Source organism: Flavobacterium sp. SOK18b, from assembly GCF_014156605.1.
Lineage (GTDB): Bacteria > Bacteroidota > Bacteroidia > Flavobacteriales > Flavobacteriaceae > Flavobacterium > Flavobacterium tiangeerense.
The window spans coordinates 1-14,232 of record NZ_QKNZ01000080.1 but is presented as its reverse complement, the minus strand read 5'-3'; the positions used below and the strand labels follow the sequence as shown (position 1 = coordinate 14,232).

Below are 14,232 nucleotides of genomic sequence, written 5' to 3'. Positions count from 1 at the left end.
AGAAATTGGAGTTTTTTTTTATTAGTTTTCCTCGTCAGTCATATGTGATTTGGAGTAACCTCGCCATTTTTCAATACAATCTTGAAAATCCTGTGGAAGTTCTGTATCAAAACGCATCATTTCACCAGTTGTAGGATGAATAAATCCGAGTGTTTTTGCGTGAAGTGCTTGCCTTGGTAACGCTTTAAAACAGTTGTCTATAAACTGTTTGTATTTTGTAAATGTAGTTCCTTTCAATATCAAGTGACCTCCATAACGCTCATCATTAAATAAGGGATGCCCAATATGTTTCATATGGGCCCGAATTTGATGTGTACGTCCAGTCTCTAGCTGACAAGCTATTAAAGTAACGTATCCAAAACGTTCTAATACTTTATAATGCGTTACAGCTGGTTTCCCAATTTCAGGATCAGCAAAAACGGCCATTTGCATACGATCTTTCAAATGTCTAGCTAAATTTCCTTCTATAGTACCGCTATCCTCTGCCACATTGCCCCAAACAAGAGCAATATATTCTCTTTCTGATGTTTTTGCTTCAAATTGCTTGGCAAGATGCGTCATGGCAGCCTCAGTCTTTGCAATGACTAACAAGCCTGATGTGTCTTTATCAATTCGGTGAACAAGTCCAGGACGTTCACTACTATTCATAGGCAAATTATCAAAATGATGGGCTAATGCATGAACTAAGGTTCCAGTATAATTCCCATGACCAGGATGCACTACCATTCCAGGTAATTTATTGATCAACAATAAAGTATCATCTTCATAAACAATATCAAGCGGAATATCCTCTGGAATAATATGATTTTCATACGGAGGATGAGAAAGCATAACCCGTACCACATCATGTGCCTTAACTTTGTAATTTGACTTAACCGTGGCATCATTTACAAAAATATTACCTTCACTGGCTGCTGTTTGAATTTTATTTCGGGTTGCATTTTGTATTAAACCCATCAAGTATTTGTCAATTCTTAAAGAGGCTTGCCCTTTAGGAACTTCAAACCTAAAATGTTCAAATAATTCGTCTTCTAAATCTATTGTATCTATATTATTGTTCATCAACTGGTATTTCTTCTATTGGTGCCGCAAGGGTATCTGCAGCGCTTTCTTCTTCTTCAAAACTCATTTTTCCATCTCCCAAGACCAAGTCAATTTTGGACGATTTAAGCACTCTATCACCTGCTTTCAAATTCCTTCCTTTATAACGCATCTCCAGCACCATATCTTTCCCTAGATTTGGCACATAAGTAACAGTCCCTTCATCAAGTCCAAGTGCTTTTAAAGTAGGAACAGCTTCGCGATACGTTTTATTAACTAAATCAGGAATTCGCACAGATGAATATCCTGAAGTATTAATTTTTATATAAATTTTTCTACCTACTTTCACCTTAGTACCTGGTGTAGGGTCCTGTTCTACAACACTAAACTGAGGAAAATCACTTCTATAATCAACACTGTCTAATAGTTCATAATCTAGATCAAGCTCATCGAGTTTTTCTTCTACTTGTTCCTCGGTTAATTTTCTTAAATCTGGAACCGAAATTTCATTACCGTGATCTGTGGTAAATGTAAGCCAATGCATGAATAAATACACTAAAGCAACAAGAATCCCAAGTGCTAAAATTACTTGAACAACAAAAACACGACTGGTAAGATACTTACGTAAACTCATAAAATAATTTTTAATTGTGGCAAAGATAAAGCTATTTCGTTTCAAAAAAAATGATAATTTTGTTTAATCGTTTTTAGGAATTATACGCGCTATTTTTTTGGAGCTTATTCCCGCTATACGCTTGTATCTTTGCTTTTTTAAAGAAAAAAAACAAAGGATACCGCTGCTATCGGGGCTAAAACAAATCATAAGCTGTCTTACCTTTTTTAAACAAAAAACACATCACTTAAAACTGAATAAAATGAAAAATATTGCCATCATCATGGGCGGATATTCTAGCGAATATAAAATATCACTTATCAGCGGAAACGTTGTATACCAATACCTTGACAAGACAAAATACAATGGCTTTCGCATCCATATTTTTAAAGAAAAATGGGTTTACGTTGACGCAAATGATGCTGAATTTCCAATAGATAAAAATGATTTTTCAGTAACTGTTGCAGGCAACAAGATTACTTTCGACTGTGTTTTCAATGCCATTCACGGCACACCTGGCGAAGACGGATTAATGCAGGCCTACTTTGAACTATTGCACATCCCGCAAACTTCTTGCGATTATTACCAAGCCGCATTAACGTTCAATAAACGCGATTTACTGTCGGTTTTAAAACCATATGGTATAAAAACCGCTACTTCTTACTATTTAAACAAAGGCGATGTCATCAATACGGATGAAATCGTTGCTAAAGTTGGTTTGCCTTGCTTTGTAAAACCTAATAAAGCGGGTTCTAGCTTCGGAATTTCCAAAGTGAAAACTGCTGCCGAATTGCCTATCGCAATTGAAGTCGCTTACAATGAAGATAACGAAATCATCATCGAAAGTTTCCTTGACGGAACTGAGGTTTCTGTAGGTGTTATCAATTATAAAGGAACAGTGACCGTTTTACCGATAACCGAAATCGTTTCAGAAAATGATTTTTTCGATTATGAAGCCAAATATTTAGGTAAATCACAAGAAATCACACCGGCAAGAATCTCAGATGAAATGACACAAAAAGTAAGTGATATAGCAAAACGCGCTTACGAAGTACTCAAAATGAAAGGTTTCTCTAGAAGCGAATTTATAATTGTAAATGAAGAACCACACATGCTTGAAATGAATACTATTCCTGGACTTACAACTGAAAGTTTGATTCCGCAACAAGCCAAAGCTGCAGGAATTTCATTGGAAGATTTGTTTACTAATGCGATAGAATTAGCTTTAAATAACTAACTTTCCATTATGACAGAAATCTTTGAATGGAACCGATTATTATACAATGATCTACCAGAATCCTTTCTTTTAGAAGTCATTTTCCGTTCTACCATAATGTTTTCCGTTTTGCTATTGACATTAAAAGTAGCTGGCAAACGGGGTGTGAAACAATTATCCGTATTTGAAACGGTCATCATTATTGCATTGGGATCAGCAGCCGGAGACCCTATGTTTTATGAAAAAGTTGGTATCATTCCACCGATAACCGTATTTCTGGTTATTATCCTTTTGTACCGATTAGTAACTTGGCTCACCGGAAAAAGTAAACGCTTTGAAGAGTTTATAGAAGGAAAAACCGAATGTATCATCAGCGAAGGGAAATTTTCAATCGCTACTTTCAAAAAGGAGAGCCTGGCACAAGATGAATTCTTTTCGGAACTTCGATTAAAATCAATAGAGCATTTAGGACAGGTTAAGAATGCATTTATGGAAACAAGTGGAGAGATTAGTGTTTTCTATTACGAAGACCACGAAGTCCAGCCAGGATTACCAATTTTGCCTTTTTTATTCAAATTAAAAAGTAAAAAAATCCCAATAGAAGGTATGTATTCCTGTACGTTTTGCGGCAACACAGAAAGTCATAAACCAGGTAGTGCCCTATGCAGTATTTGTACAAAATCTGAATGGGTTGAGGCCATACAAACTATCCGAAAAACCTAGTTCAACCCAAAGAAAATCATTTTGATTTAATTATAACTTGTAAAATGAGAAAAGCCATATTCCCGGGTTCATTTGACCCAATCACTTTAGGACATGAAGACATCATCAAAAGAAGCTTACCCTTATTTGATGAAATAGTTATTGCGATTGGTGTCAATGCCGAAAAAAAATACATGTTCTCTCTAGAAGAAAGAAAAAGATTTATTGAGGAGACTTTTAAGGATGAACCTAAAGTTTCAGTAATTACCTATGAAGGATTAACAACTGAACTTTGTAAAAAATTGAAAGCAGATTTTATACTGCGTGGTTTACGCAATCCAGCTGATTTCGAATTTGAAAAAGCCATTGCGCATACGAACCGTAGGTTATCAAAAATAGAAACGGTGTTTTTATTGACTGCAGCAAAAACGTCGTATATCAGTTCCAGTATAGTAAGAGATGTGATTCGCAACAACGGGCAATATGAAATGTTAGTTCCAGATGCGGTTCGGATAAAATAATACTTCTGATATCGATATAATTCGTTAAAAATTCACAAAAACAAGTGTTCTAAAAGTAGAAATACATAATTTCCCATAAAAAAAAAAGCCATCAAACATGAGTATAGAAAGAGAATTAAGCAAACGAAGCGGGTCAAAATGTGAACTATGCGGTTCAACTGAGAACCTAAAAGTATATCAAGTTTTACCTACCAAAAAAGGCGGACTTGACGAAAGTATTATGGCTTGTACTACGTGCATTGACCAAATTGAAAATCCAGATAACGTAGATTTAAATCACTGGAGATGTTTAAATGATAGCATGTGGAGTGAACATACTGCCGTACAAGTTGTCGCATGGAGAATGTTAAGTCGTATGCGCAATGCGGGATGGCCTCAGGAATTATTAGACCAAATGTATCTTGATGAAGAAGTTTTAGCTTGGGCGCAAGCTACAGGCGAAGGCGAGGAAGACGAAAACAAAATCATACACCGCGATAGTAATGGAGTAATACTAGAAACAGGAGACTCTGTTGTATTAATCAAAGATTTAAAAGTAAAAGGCTCTAGCATGGTTGCAAAGCAAGGAACTGCTGTACGTAACATTAGACTAGATCATGAAAACGCCGAATATATTGAAGGCAAAGTAGATGGTCAAACTATCGTAATTATCACTCAGTATGTAAAGAAAACTTAGTTTATAGTAATCCGTTTGCAGTAAAAAGTGAACAGGTAAATATATACATCAAACTAAAAATCGTTAACAGTAAACAAAATTTACTATTAACGATTTTTTTACTGAAAACTGCGACTGAGACTGATCCCTATTCTGCTTTACTACTCCTCCTCTTTCTTGATCACCTTTCGAGCAACTTCAATTTTATATTTTTTACCCTTCATTTTTTCATCCTTGATGGCGTGCAATAAATCTTTTACTTTGTTGAATTTTACTGCTGCAAATGAAATAAAATCTTTGACTTCGATAAGACCTAAATCCCCTTTTTCTAATTTTCCTTTCTGAGAAAAGAAGCCTACGATATCTATTTTATTCAATTTATTTTTCTTCCCACCACTGATGTATATAGTTTGAAATTCAGGCGGTTTTGGTAAACTAACAGTATTCTCCACTTTTAATTCCGTCATGGAGTAATCAATATAATCTAGCTTTTTCTCGCTTTCATTGAAAATAATATAAGCGGTACCTGAGTTTTGCATCCTAGCAGTACGTCCGTTTCTATGCGTAAACTCATCTTCTTTTGATGGTAAATGATAATGAATAACGTGTTTCATCTCTGGGATATCAAGTCCACGAGCAGCAAGATCAGTGGTTATTAAATACGTCATACTGCCATTTCTAAATTGTATAAGCGCTCGCTCACGCTCCTCTTGATCCATGCCGCCATGGTAATATGTGGCGTAAATTCCTTTTGCATTCAAAGTATCACTTATTCTTTCAGCAGCGTCTCTATGATTACAAAATACGATTGCAGCCTGTGACTTCAAAGAACAAATTAAGTTAAACAAACTACCCATTTTATCCTTGTCTTTAGAAACAACCATTCGCATAGAAAGATTGGTTTCAACAACATGCTCTGGAATAAAATCCAAAATAGTAGGATTAAGTACACGTGTATATTTAGGTATTTCAATATCTGAAGTAGCCGAAACCAACACTCGTTTATTCAATTTGGTTAATTTCCCAATGATAAATGACATTTGCTCATGAAAACCAAGCTGTAATGATTTATCAAATTCATCTAAAATTAAGGTTTGAATTTTATCAACCCTAAAAGTTCCTCTATCAATATGATCTGCAATTCTACCTGGAGTTCCTATCAAAACAGCTGGTGGATTGCTTAAGTTTTTAATTTCAGTATCTATGGAGTGCCCACCATAGCATACATTTACTTTATAATCAGTACCCATTTTTTTCCAAACTTGTTCTATTTGGAGTCCCAACTCACGGGAGGGAACTAAAATTAAGCATTGCACCGAAAGTATTTCCGGCTGTAGCATTTCAAATATTGGTAGTAAAAAAGCGAGTGTTTTCCCTGAACCTGTAGGAGAAAGTAATAAAATATTATTGTCATTCAGGATAGCATCTTGTGCTACTTCTTGCATTTCATTTAGGCTTTCTATACCTAAATTCAAAAGTATATTGTTGGAGTGGTGCTTCGTATTCATTTTATTCGTTTGTGCAAAGGTAATTTTAAATTGCGACTAATGAATTTTGTCGTTTAAAATTTCGATAATTTCATACATCTGCCCTATTATTAAATATTCCTTTTAGAGATTCTATAAAAAAAGCTAAATTTGAAGCTCTTATATTTACGTAACCATGAAATACTTACACTACTGTTTGCTTTTATGTACCATTTGTTCTTTGGCACAAAATCAAAATAAATACGATACTTTTTTTGAGAAAGGCAATGGAAATCAATCGGCATCCTACCCAGAAACTATTGCGTTTTACAAATTATTAGCAAAAGATTTTCCAACCATTAACATGCAAGAAATGGGGTTAACAGACAGCGGAGAACCGCTGCATATGATTGTTTTTAATGCTGAAAAGCAATTTGATTTTGGAGAAATCCAAAAAAACAAAGCCGTAATCTTGATTAATAACGGTATTCATGCCGGTGAACCAGACGGAATTGATGCTAGTATGCAACTATTTAGAGATTTAGCTTTGGGTAAAATAAAAGCACCCAAAAATACGGTAATTGTTTGTATACCTGTTTATAATATTGGAGGAGCTTTAAATAGAAATTCTACCTCAAGAGCCAATCAAGATGGACCAGAAATATATGGCTTTCGTGGAAACGCAAGAAATTTTGACTTGAATCGGGATTTCATCAAATCAGACACCCGAAATACAAAAAGTTTTGTGAACATTTTCCATAAAATAAAAGCTGATGTTTTTATTGATAACCATGTTAGTAATGGATCTGATTACCAATACAAACTCACTTATATCATGACTCAACACAATAAATTAGGAACTGTTTTAGGTGATTTTTTGAATACAAAAATGATGCCTTCAATTGTAGCTGATTTACAAAAAAAGAAAATTGAAACAACACCGTATGTAAACGCTTTTCAAGACACTCCTGATAAGGGATTTGCACAATTTTTTGAAAGTCCAAGATATGCTACTGGATACACTTCACTATTCAATACTATAGGCTTTGTAGTGGAGACTCACATGCTGAAAAAATATGCAGATCGTGTAAAAGTTACGTATGAATATATGAAATCAACGATTGATTACACCGATGAAAATTACAAAACCATCAAGGAACTGAGGTTAAAAAACGAAAACCAATATGCTCCAAAGAAAAAATACACCTTAAAATGGGAGATTGACACCACTAAAACCGAATCATTCTTTTTTAGAGGTTTTGAAGCTAGCTATAAAAAAAGTGATGTCACCACAGGAAATCGACTTTATTACGATCAAAAAAAACCATTTCAAAAAAACATTCCATATAACAAAGAGTACAAATCTGTAAAAGAAATTACAATCCCAGAAGCTTACATTATTCCAAAAGGTTTTTGGCCTGTAATTGATTTATTAAAAAGTAATACAATAACTTATTCTCAACTTAAAAACGATACTATTATTGAAGTAGAAAGTTATAAAATAGCTGATTTTAAAACTAGCAGTTCAGCCTATGAAGGGCATTATTTACATCGAAATACAACCGTAAACGCTACAATTGAGAAAAAGGCTTTCGCCAAAGGAGATTATTTGATACCTACGCAACAAAACGGGATTAAATACATTCTTGAAACTTTAGAGCCGGAGGCAGTGGATTCTTTTTTCAATTGGAATTTTTTTGATACACTACTCCAACAAAAAGAGGGCTATTCTGACTATGTTTTTGAAGATACCGCAACACAAATTTTTAAAGAAAATCCAGCATTAAAAGCTGAATTTGAAACAAAAAAACAAAATGATGCAGCCTTTTTAAAAAATCCCGAAGCGCAACTAGATTGGATATACAAACATTCGGTTTACTATGAAAAGGCGCATTTACAATATCCGGTGTATCGAGTTTTAAAATAAAAAAAGTTCCAGTTGAATTATATATAAAACACGAATTTCACGCATTTACACTAATTATTTAGTGGAAATTCGTGAAATTCGTGTTTAACTTTAATACGGCAATATAAAACTGCTCAATCACCTTTATCTGTTTTCGAAATATAAGACTATTTCACTAGCTTCTCTTCTTCTGCAAACAATAATTTTATATTTTCATAGGAATTTTTCAATGCCTCTTTTATTTGATCTGCATTCATCCAAGCTACTTTTTCAATTCCCTCTTCTAATTGTCCTTGAGGAGTTCCTTCAAAATCAGATTGCATTTCAAACCAGTGTGTAACTTTCAGCTTATACTTGCCATTTCTTTTAAAGACATGATACGTTTTTTGTAATTTGTGAGAAATTGACAACCCATTTACACCTGTTTCCTCTTCTACTTCACGCATTGCGGTATCCTCAATATCCTCCCCTTTTTCAATTCCGCCCTTAGGTAAATCCCATTTTCCATTTCTAAAAATAAATAAAACCTCTCCCTTTTTATTATAAACCAGCCCGCCACCAGCTTTACACACTGGAATTTTGGCCTTCAAAGTCTTCATAATCAAGGTTTCGTCCGGATGATATAAATAGGCTTTATTTATTTTATTTTGAAAAATTTTCACTATAAGCTGTTCAATATCAATGCTTTCTAAGAGGAACAATTGAAAATCTGTTTCCTTTGAAATATGATTTGTCAAAAAAAGTGGTTTGTCGTTAACAAAAACTTTATACATTTGTGGTATGATTTTTAATAAAGATACAGCCGAAAAAACAGCCGAATTTCTATTGCAAATAAATGCAATTAAATTGAATCCAAGAAATCCTTTTACATGGGCTTCTGGATGGCAATCCCCAATTTATTGTGACAACCGTTTAATCCTTTCATTTCCAGCCGTTAGAAATTACGTTCGCGATGAATTTTCCAAAAATATTGAGAAACAATTTGGAAAACCTGATGTAATTGCAGGAGTTGCTACAGGAGCAATAGGCATAGGAATGCTCGTAGCAGAGAGTATGGGTTTACCATTTGTATACGTAAGACCTGAACCAAAAAAACATGGCAGACAAAATCAAGTAGAGGGATTTTTACAAAAAGGGCAAAATGTTGTTGTTGTAGAAGACTTAATCAGTACTGGAAACAGCAGTTTACAAGCTGTTGAAGCCTTGAAAGAAGCTGGAGCTAATGTAAAAGGCATGGCAGCTATATTTACCTATGGTTTTAACGTAGCTGAAGAGAATTTCAAAAATGCAAATGTTGATTTGTTCACCTTAAGTAATTATCAAAACCTTTTAAATTTGGCTGTAGCCAAAAGATACATTACTGAAGAAGAAGAACAAACTTTAAGAGAATGGAACGTATCTCCATCAACTTGGAATACAAATGTTTAACTAAAAATTAACAACCCAAAATATGAACCTAGAAAGCCCAAAAGTTACAGTAGAAAAATCTGATCTTGAAATGTTTAATTTATTAAGTGACGTCAAGAATTTTGAAAAGTTAATGCCAGACAACATTGCAAAATTTGAAATAATTGGCGAGGATGCTTTCATTTTTGGACTAAAAGGAATGCCAGAAATTAAATTAAAAATGAAAGAAAAAATAGCACCGAACAAAGTTGTTTTGGGTGCTGCTAGTGACAAACTTCCATTTACACTTGTTGCAAATATTGAGTCTATCTCAGCAGCTAGTAGTAGTGTAAAGCTTGATTTTGAAGGCGATTTTAACCCGATGATGGCAATGATGATTAAAGGCCCAATAGGAAAGTTCATTGAAACTTTGGCTACAAATATGAATAAACTATAATTTTTTATTCTCCAATCATTAAAAAGTCTTTGAGCAATAGCTTAAAGACTTTTTTTTTTAATACAGCATTTGAATTTCTTTGATGTCAAATTCTTGTATAGTGTCATCTTCCAATAAAACTTGAAGTTTTCCTGTACTTGACACCCCTTGAATAATTCCCATAAAAGCCGTTCCGATTGGTAAGCTAAAAGCAGTTGGAACCTCTTTTTTAAACAAATATTGAGTGTACAATTTAGTATGTAAGGAATTGGAATCTGGCCAATGATTTGTTTTTTCTTTCATCTCACTAACAATTTCCTGAACTAGTTTTGAAATGTTAAATGATGTTGCACTCACACATGCAAGAGAGGAAGCTTTGGGTAAATTTTCAAAGTTAGTTTGGTTCACATTCAAGCCTAAACCTACAATTGAAAAAATAGAACCATCACTTTTTATGCTATTTTCAATTAAGATGCCACCTATTTTTTTATTATCTGACATTATGTCGTTAGGCCATTTAATACTTAGTTTAGGGATTTGATGCTTTTCTAAAACAGATATTACAGCCAACGAAACAGCGATATTCAAATTAAAAATAGAATCTATATTATAAAGAATATTTTTAATCAAAACACTCATTATTAGATTCTTACTTTTTTCAGAAGTCCACACAGCGCCCATTTGACCTTTCCCTTTTGATTGACTTTCAGCAGTAACTACAGTAAAATTTTCTAAGTCTTGTTTACTCGCAAGTCCTTTCAGGAAGTCGTTTGTTGAATCTATGGCATCGAGTTTGATTAGTTTCATATGTAGTTTTTTGTGAAACAGAATTTAATATTGTGTTAAGGTTCAAAAATAATCACAAAAAATGGTAACTTTACAAACTTATATAAAAATAATTCATGGCGAAAAAGACTATAAACAATGATATCCTTCTGGCAAATATCATTAAAGGAATAGAAGAAGTAAAAGGAAATGATATTACCATCCTCGATTTAAGAGAAATTGATACTGCAGTATGTGACTATTTTGTAATCTCAAATGGAAATTCAAACACCCAAGTTAATGCAATTGTAAATTCAATTCAAAAAACAGTATCTAAAGAATTAAAAGATAAACCTTGGCATGTAGAGGGTACTGATAATGCAGAATGGGTTTTGATGGACTATGTAAATATCGTAGTTCATGTATTTCAAAAACACATTAGAGAGTATTACAACATCGAAAGTTTATGGGGCGATGCTAAAATAACAACCATAGAAAACAAATACTAAAGACACATATCCGTAGTAATGGCTAAAGAAAATAATCCAAACCCGAATAAGTTTAAAGTAAGCCCGTGGCTTGTTTACACTTCAGTAATTTTAATTCTTTTGTTCATCAGCATAACTTTCCAAGGAAATGGGCTAAATGAGCCGGGACAATTGACTGCTTCAAAATTCAACGAATACTTACAAAAAGGACAAATTGAAAAAGTTATTGTTTATAATAAAACCGAAGCAGAAGTTTTCTTGAATGCCAATGCCATCAAAGAAGTAGCTCATAAAAAAGTATCTAAAGATGTTTTTGATAGACAAAATAAAGGTCCCCATTACACATTTGACATTGGTAACGATCAAATTTTTCAGAATAAGTTAGAAAAAGCAGTTGCTGAGGGAAAATTAAAAGATTTTAGTTTTTTACCAAAAAACAATTGGTCTGATATATTAATCAGTTTACTTCCTATCATCATAATTATCGCGGTATGGATATTTATTATGCGTAAAATGTCTGGTGGCGGTGCTGGCGGTGGTGGACAAATTTTCAACATTGGAAAATCGAAAGCTAAACTTTTTGATGAAAAAACGGATATCAAAACTACATTTAAAGATGTAGCAGGTCTTGAAGGTGCAAAAGAAGAAATACAAGAAATTGTAGAATTCCTCAAAAACCCTGAAAAATACACCAATTTGGGTGGTAAAATACCAAAAGGCGCCTTACTTGTAGGACCTCCAGGAACAGGAAAAACATTATTAGCTAAAGCTGTTGCTGGTGAAGCTCAGGTACCATTTTTCTCTTTATCAGGTTCTGATTTCGTTGAAATGTTTGTTGGTGTAGGTGCGTCACGTGTAAGAGACTTATTTAAACAAGCTAAAGAAAAATCACCTGCAATCATTTTCATTGATGAGATTGATGCTGTAGGTAGAGCAAGAGGTAAAAGCAACATGTCAGGCGGTAACGACGAGCGTGAAAATACGTTGAACCAATTATTGACCGAGATGGATGGTTTTGGTACCAACTCAAATGTTATTGTTCTTGCTGCAACAAACAGAGCTGACGTACTGGATAAAGCTTTAATGCGTGCTGGTCGTTTTGATAGACAAATTTTTGTTGACTTACCAGACATTCGTGAAAGAGCCGAAATATTTAAAGTGCATTTAGCTCCTTTGAAAAAAATTGAAGGTCTTGACACTGACTTTTTAGCCAAACAAACTCCAGGTTTTTCAGGTGCTGATATTGCAAATGTATGTAACGAAGCTGCTTTAATAGCTGCTAGAAACAACAAATCTGCAGTGGATAAACAAGATTTCCTAGACGCTGTTGATAGAATAGTTGGTGGTTTAGAGAAGAAAAATAAAATTGTAACTCCAGAAGAGAAAAAAGCAATTGCAATACACGAAGCGGGTCACGCAACTGTGAGCTGGATGCTAGAGCATGCTGCTCCATTAATAAAAGTAACTATAGTACCTAGAGGACAAAGCTTAGGTGCAGCATGGTATTTGCCGGAAGAAAGACTAATTGTACGTCCGGACCAAATGCTTGATGAAATGTGTGCTACAATGGGTGGTAGAGCTGCAGAAAAAGTAACTTTTGATAGAATATCTACTGGTGCATTGAGTGACTTAGAGAAAGTAACCAAACAAGCTCGCGCTATGGTTACCGTTTACGGTTTAAATGAGAAAATAGGTAACGTTACCTATTATGATTCAACAGGACAAAGTGAGTATAACTTCTCAAAACCATACTCTGAAGAGACTGCAAAAGTTATTGATGAAGAGATTTCATTATTGATTGAAAGCCAATACCAAAGAGCGATTCAAATTCTAGTAGACAACAAAGACAAGCTAAATCAACTTGCCAACATCTTAATAGAGAAAGAAGTAATATTTAAAGATGATCTTGAGGCAATTTTTGGCAAAAGAACATTTGACAAAAATCTTGAAGAAGTAGTATCGTAAATAATACATAATATCAATTATTTTTAAAATCTTAATTCAAAAACTATTTTTGAATTAAGATTTTTTTATCTTTGAACGGTTTTTACACCTTTAATTATTGTTTTCAAAAATAAATATGAGTCTTTTTAGAAAAATTTTTGGTTCAAGTCATCCGGCTGCTGAAGAGCAAAAAGAAAGTGAATTTAGTACTTACTATAAGGAACCAACTGTGTCTATAGACGAGCAATTTATTTTTAATTTCAAAAAAAACGGTGGTAAATTTTTATACTGTGAAAACAACTTAGAAATTACGGAGCAGTTTGAAAACATACTTGAAGAAAACGACTGGTTTGAAAGTGAAGTTCTTTGTTACGATCCTGAACTTTTTAAGTTACTTGATGACAATAAACTTACTTATGACAAACCTGAAAATCCTAAATTTTTACTTTCTAGTTGTGAAAGTTTGATTGCCGAAGAGGGTTCTATCTTGTTTTCATCCAAACAAATCAAACAACACAAACCAAACGATCTTCCTACAAACATGATTATTTTGGCTAAAGCCAGCCAAATCATGGGAACCAAAAGCGATGGTTTAAGTGCCATCAAGAAAAAATACGAAAGAGATTATCCAACTAATATTTCAACTATAAAGTATTTCGAAAAAGCCAAAGAAGAGGACTTCACCCAATATGGAAGTTCCGCAAAGAATCTGTATTTATTGCTTTTAGAAGATCTTTAAGATGAATGAAACTCTAAAACGAGGAATATCTGGAGTAGTTTACATAGTTTTACTACTTACATCTATATTATATTCGACCGAAACTTTTTTTATACTTTTTGGTATATTTTTGCTCATTGCCATATATGAATTTTGTAATCTGGTACAAATTCATAAAGTGTTTCCAATCATTTTTGGCTTTTCATTGTACTCTACAGTGGCACTTGTAAGCCATTATAATAAAGAAACTGTTACTTTTTTAAAGACTAATTTTGACTTAGATATAGACTTAAACATCAATATTCAGCAATTAAATATTGTTTTACTAGTAATTGCACTAGTTGTAACTTTAAAATGTATTCTTTTTTTATTTTA

General features: G+C 33.6%; 15 protein-coding genes and 1 pseudogene. 11 read left to right on the top strand and 5 right to left on the bottom strand.

The window, feature by feature from the left end:
- Positions 1-21: 21 nt before the first annotated feature.
- Both DNC80_RS12105 and DNC80_RS12100 read right to left on the bottom strand, forming a co-directional pair.
- Positions 22-1,062, bottom strand: a complete 1,041-nt coding sequence (locus DNC80_RS12105; protein WP_182651444.1) for an RluA family pseudouridine synthase — start codon at positions 1,060-1,062, stop codon at positions 22-24.
- Positions 1,052-1,675, bottom strand: a complete 624-nt coding sequence (locus tag DNC80_RS12100; RefSeq protein ID WP_182651443.1) for a PASTA domain-containing protein — start codon at positions 1,673-1,675, stop codon at positions 1,052-1,054. Before DNC80_RS12100 ends, DNC80_RS12105 begins: the two co-directional genes overlap by 11 nt.
- Before the next feature lie 241 nt (positions 1,676-1,916).
- Between DNC80_RS12100 and DNC80_RS12095 the strand changes: the two genes are divergently transcribed.
- The 4 genes from DNC80_RS12095 (at position 1,917) to DNC80_RS12080 (ending at position 4,769) form a co-directional block, all read left to right on the top strand.
- The gene (locus DNC80_RS12095; RefSeq protein WP_182651442.1) at positions 1,917-2,891 is read left to right on the top strand and encodes a D-alanine--D-alanine ligase; all 975 of its coding nucleotides are present in this window, start codon (positions 1,917-1,919) and stop codon (positions 2,889-2,891) included.
- Between the two features lie 9 nt (positions 2,892-2,900).
- Positions 2,901-3,593 (top strand): DUF421 domain-containing protein, encoded by a 693-nt coding sequence (locus DNC80_RS12090; RefSeq protein WP_182651441.1) that lies wholly within the window; start codon positions 2,901-2,903, stop codon positions 3,591-3,593.
- A 44-nt stretch (positions 3,594-3,637) separates the two neighbouring features.
- Positions 3,638-4,093: a pantetheine-phosphate adenylyltransferase gene (gene coaD, locus DNC80_RS12085; protein ID WP_182651440.1), complete on the top strand. Its 456-nt coding sequence runs from the start codon at positions 3,638-3,640 to the stop codon at positions 4,091-4,093.
- Positions 4,094-4,190: 97 nt separating this feature from the next.
- The gene (locus DNC80_RS12080; protein ID WP_144892626.1) at positions 4,191-4,769 is read left to right on the top strand and encodes an alkylphosphonate utilization protein; all 579 of its coding nucleotides are present in this window, start codon (positions 4,191-4,193) and stop codon (positions 4,767-4,769) included.
- 140 nt (positions 4,770-4,909) lie between these two features.
- Here DNC80_RS12080 and DNC80_RS12075 read toward each other — a convergent pair whose 3' ends face one another.
- A complete protein-coding gene (locus DNC80_RS12075) occupies positions 4,910-6,256 on the bottom strand; it encodes a DEAD/DEAH box helicase (protein ID WP_182651439.1) in 1,347 nt (448 codons plus the stop codon).
- A 154-nt stretch (positions 6,257-6,410) separates the two neighbouring features.
- On the opposite strand from DNC80_RS12075, the gene DNC80_RS12070 reads away from it, so the two are divergent.
- Positions 6,411-8,141 carry a M14 family metallopeptidase gene (locus tag DNC80_RS12070; protein ID WP_182651438.1) on the top strand — a complete coding sequence of 577 codons (1,731 nt, stop codon included), beginning with the start codon at positions 6,411-6,413 and terminating at the stop codon, positions 8,139-8,141.
- Between the two features lie 146 nt (positions 8,142-8,287).
- Here the strand turns inward: DNC80_RS12070 and DNC80_RS12065 are convergent, their stop codons facing one another.
- Positions 8,288-8,893 (bottom strand): NUDIX hydrolase, encoded by a 606-nt coding sequence (locus DNC80_RS12065; protein WP_182651437.1) that lies wholly within the window; start codon positions 8,891-8,893, stop codon positions 8,288-8,290.
- 7 nt (positions 8,894-8,900) lie between these two features.
- Between DNC80_RS12065 and pyrE the strand changes: the two genes are divergently transcribed.
- Together pyrE and DNC80_RS12055 are read left to right on the top strand one after the other, a co-directional pair.
- Positions 8,901-9,548: an orotate phosphoribosyltransferase gene (pyrE, locus tag DNC80_RS12060; RefSeq protein WP_086453767.1), complete on the top strand. Its 648-nt coding sequence runs from the start codon at positions 8,901-8,903 to the stop codon at positions 9,546-9,548.
- A 22-nt stretch (positions 9,549-9,570) separates the two neighbouring features.
- Positions 9,571-9,963, top strand: a complete 393-nt coding sequence (locus DNC80_RS12055; protein WP_182651436.1) for an SRPBCC family protein — start codon at positions 9,571-9,573, stop codon at positions 9,961-9,963.
- 57 nt (positions 9,964-10,020) lie between these two features.
- Here the strand turns inward: DNC80_RS12055 and DNC80_RS12050 are convergent, their stop codons facing one another.
- Complete coding sequence (locus tag DNC80_RS12050) at positions 10,021-10,749, bottom strand: biotin--[acetyl-CoA-carboxylase] ligase (RefSeq protein ID WP_182651435.1); 729 nt, start codon at positions 10,747-10,749, stop codon at positions 10,021-10,023.
- Between the two features lie 95 nt (positions 10,750-10,844).
- Between DNC80_RS12050 and rsfS the strand changes: the two genes are divergently transcribed.
- The 4 genes and pseudogenes from rsfS to DNC80_RS15820 form a co-directional block, all read left to right on the top strand.
- Positions 10,845-11,216, top strand: a complete 372-nt coding sequence (rsfS, locus tag DNC80_RS12045) for a ribosome silencing factor (protein ID WP_086453765.1) — start codon at positions 10,845-10,847, stop codon at positions 11,214-11,216.
- Between the two features lie 18 nt (positions 11,217-11,234).
- Positions 11,235-13,160 (top strand): ATP-dependent zinc metalloprotease FtsH, encoded by a 1,926-nt coding sequence (ftsH, locus tag DNC80_RS12040; protein ID WP_182651434.1) that lies wholly within the window; start codon positions 11,235-11,237, stop codon positions 13,158-13,160.
- Positions 13,161-13,275: 115 nt separating this feature from the next.
- Positions 13,276-13,878 carry an LUD domain-containing protein gene (locus DNC80_RS12035; protein WP_182651433.1) on the top strand — a complete coding sequence of 201 codons (603 nt, stop codon included), beginning with the start codon at positions 13,276-13,278 and terminating at the stop codon, positions 13,876-13,878.
- Between the two features lies 1 nt (position 13,879).
- Positions 13,880-14,232: pseudogene (locus DNC80_RS15820) on the top strand (phosphatidate cytidylyltransferase); the annotation flags it as partial.

Bases quoted from the DNA above. Each gene is read 5' to 3' on its own strand.
- DNC80_RS12090 (WP_182651441.1), top strand. From the start codon at position 2,901: ATGACAGAAATCTTTGAATGGAACCGATTATTATACAATGATCTACCA.
- DNC80_RS12105 (WP_182651444.1), bottom strand. From the start codon at position 1,062: ATGAACAATAATATAGATACAATAGATTTAGAAGACGAATTATTTGAA.
- DNC80_RS12050 (WP_182651435.1), bottom strand. From the start codon at position 10,749: ATGAAACTAATCAAACTCGATGCCATAGATTCAACAAACGACTTCCTG.
- coaD (WP_182651440.1), top strand. From the start codon at position 3,638: ATGAGAAAAGCCATATTCCCGGGTTCATTTGACCCAATCACTTTAGGA.
- DNC80_RS12095 (WP_182651442.1), top strand. From the start codon at position 1,917: ATGAAAAATATTGCCATCATCATGGGCGGATATTCTAGCGAATATAAA.
- DNC80_RS12100 (WP_182651443.1), bottom strand. From the start codon at position 1,675: ATGAGTTTACGTAAGTATCTTACCAGTCGTGTTTTTGTTGTTCAAGTA.
- DNC80_RS12075 (WP_182651439.1), bottom strand. From the start codon at position 6,256: ATGAATACGAAGCACCACTCCAACAATATACTTTTGAATTTAGGTATA.
- DNC80_RS12065 (WP_182651437.1), bottom strand. From the start codon at position 8,893: ATGTATAAAGTTTTTGTTAACGACAAACCACTTTTTTTGACAAATCAT.
- DNC80_RS12055 (WP_182651436.1), top strand. From the start codon at position 9,571: ATGAACCTAGAAAGCCCAAAAGTTACAGTAGAAAAATCTGATCTTGAA.
- DNC80_RS12035 (WP_182651433.1), top strand. From the start codon at position 13,276: ATGAGTCTTTTTAGAAAAATTTTTGGTTCAAGTCATCCGGCTGCTGAA.
- rsfS (WP_086453765.1), top strand. From the start codon at position 10,845: ATGGCGAAAAAGACTATAAACAATGATATCCTTCTGGCAAATATCATT.
- pyrE (WP_086453767.1), top strand. From the start codon at position 8,901: ATGATTTTTAATAAAGATACAGCCGAAAAAACAGCCGAATTTCTATTG.
- DNC80_RS12080 (WP_144892626.1), top strand. From the start codon at position 4,191: ATGAGTATAGAAAGAGAATTAAGCAAACGAAGCGGGTCAAAATGTGAA.
- ftsH (WP_182651434.1), top strand. From the start codon at position 11,235: ATGGCTAAAGAAAATAATCCAAACCCGAATAAGTTTAAAGTAAGCCCG.
- DNC80_RS12070 (WP_182651438.1), top strand. From the start codon at position 6,411: ATGAAATACTTACACTACTGTTTGCTTTTATGTACCATTTGTTCTTTG.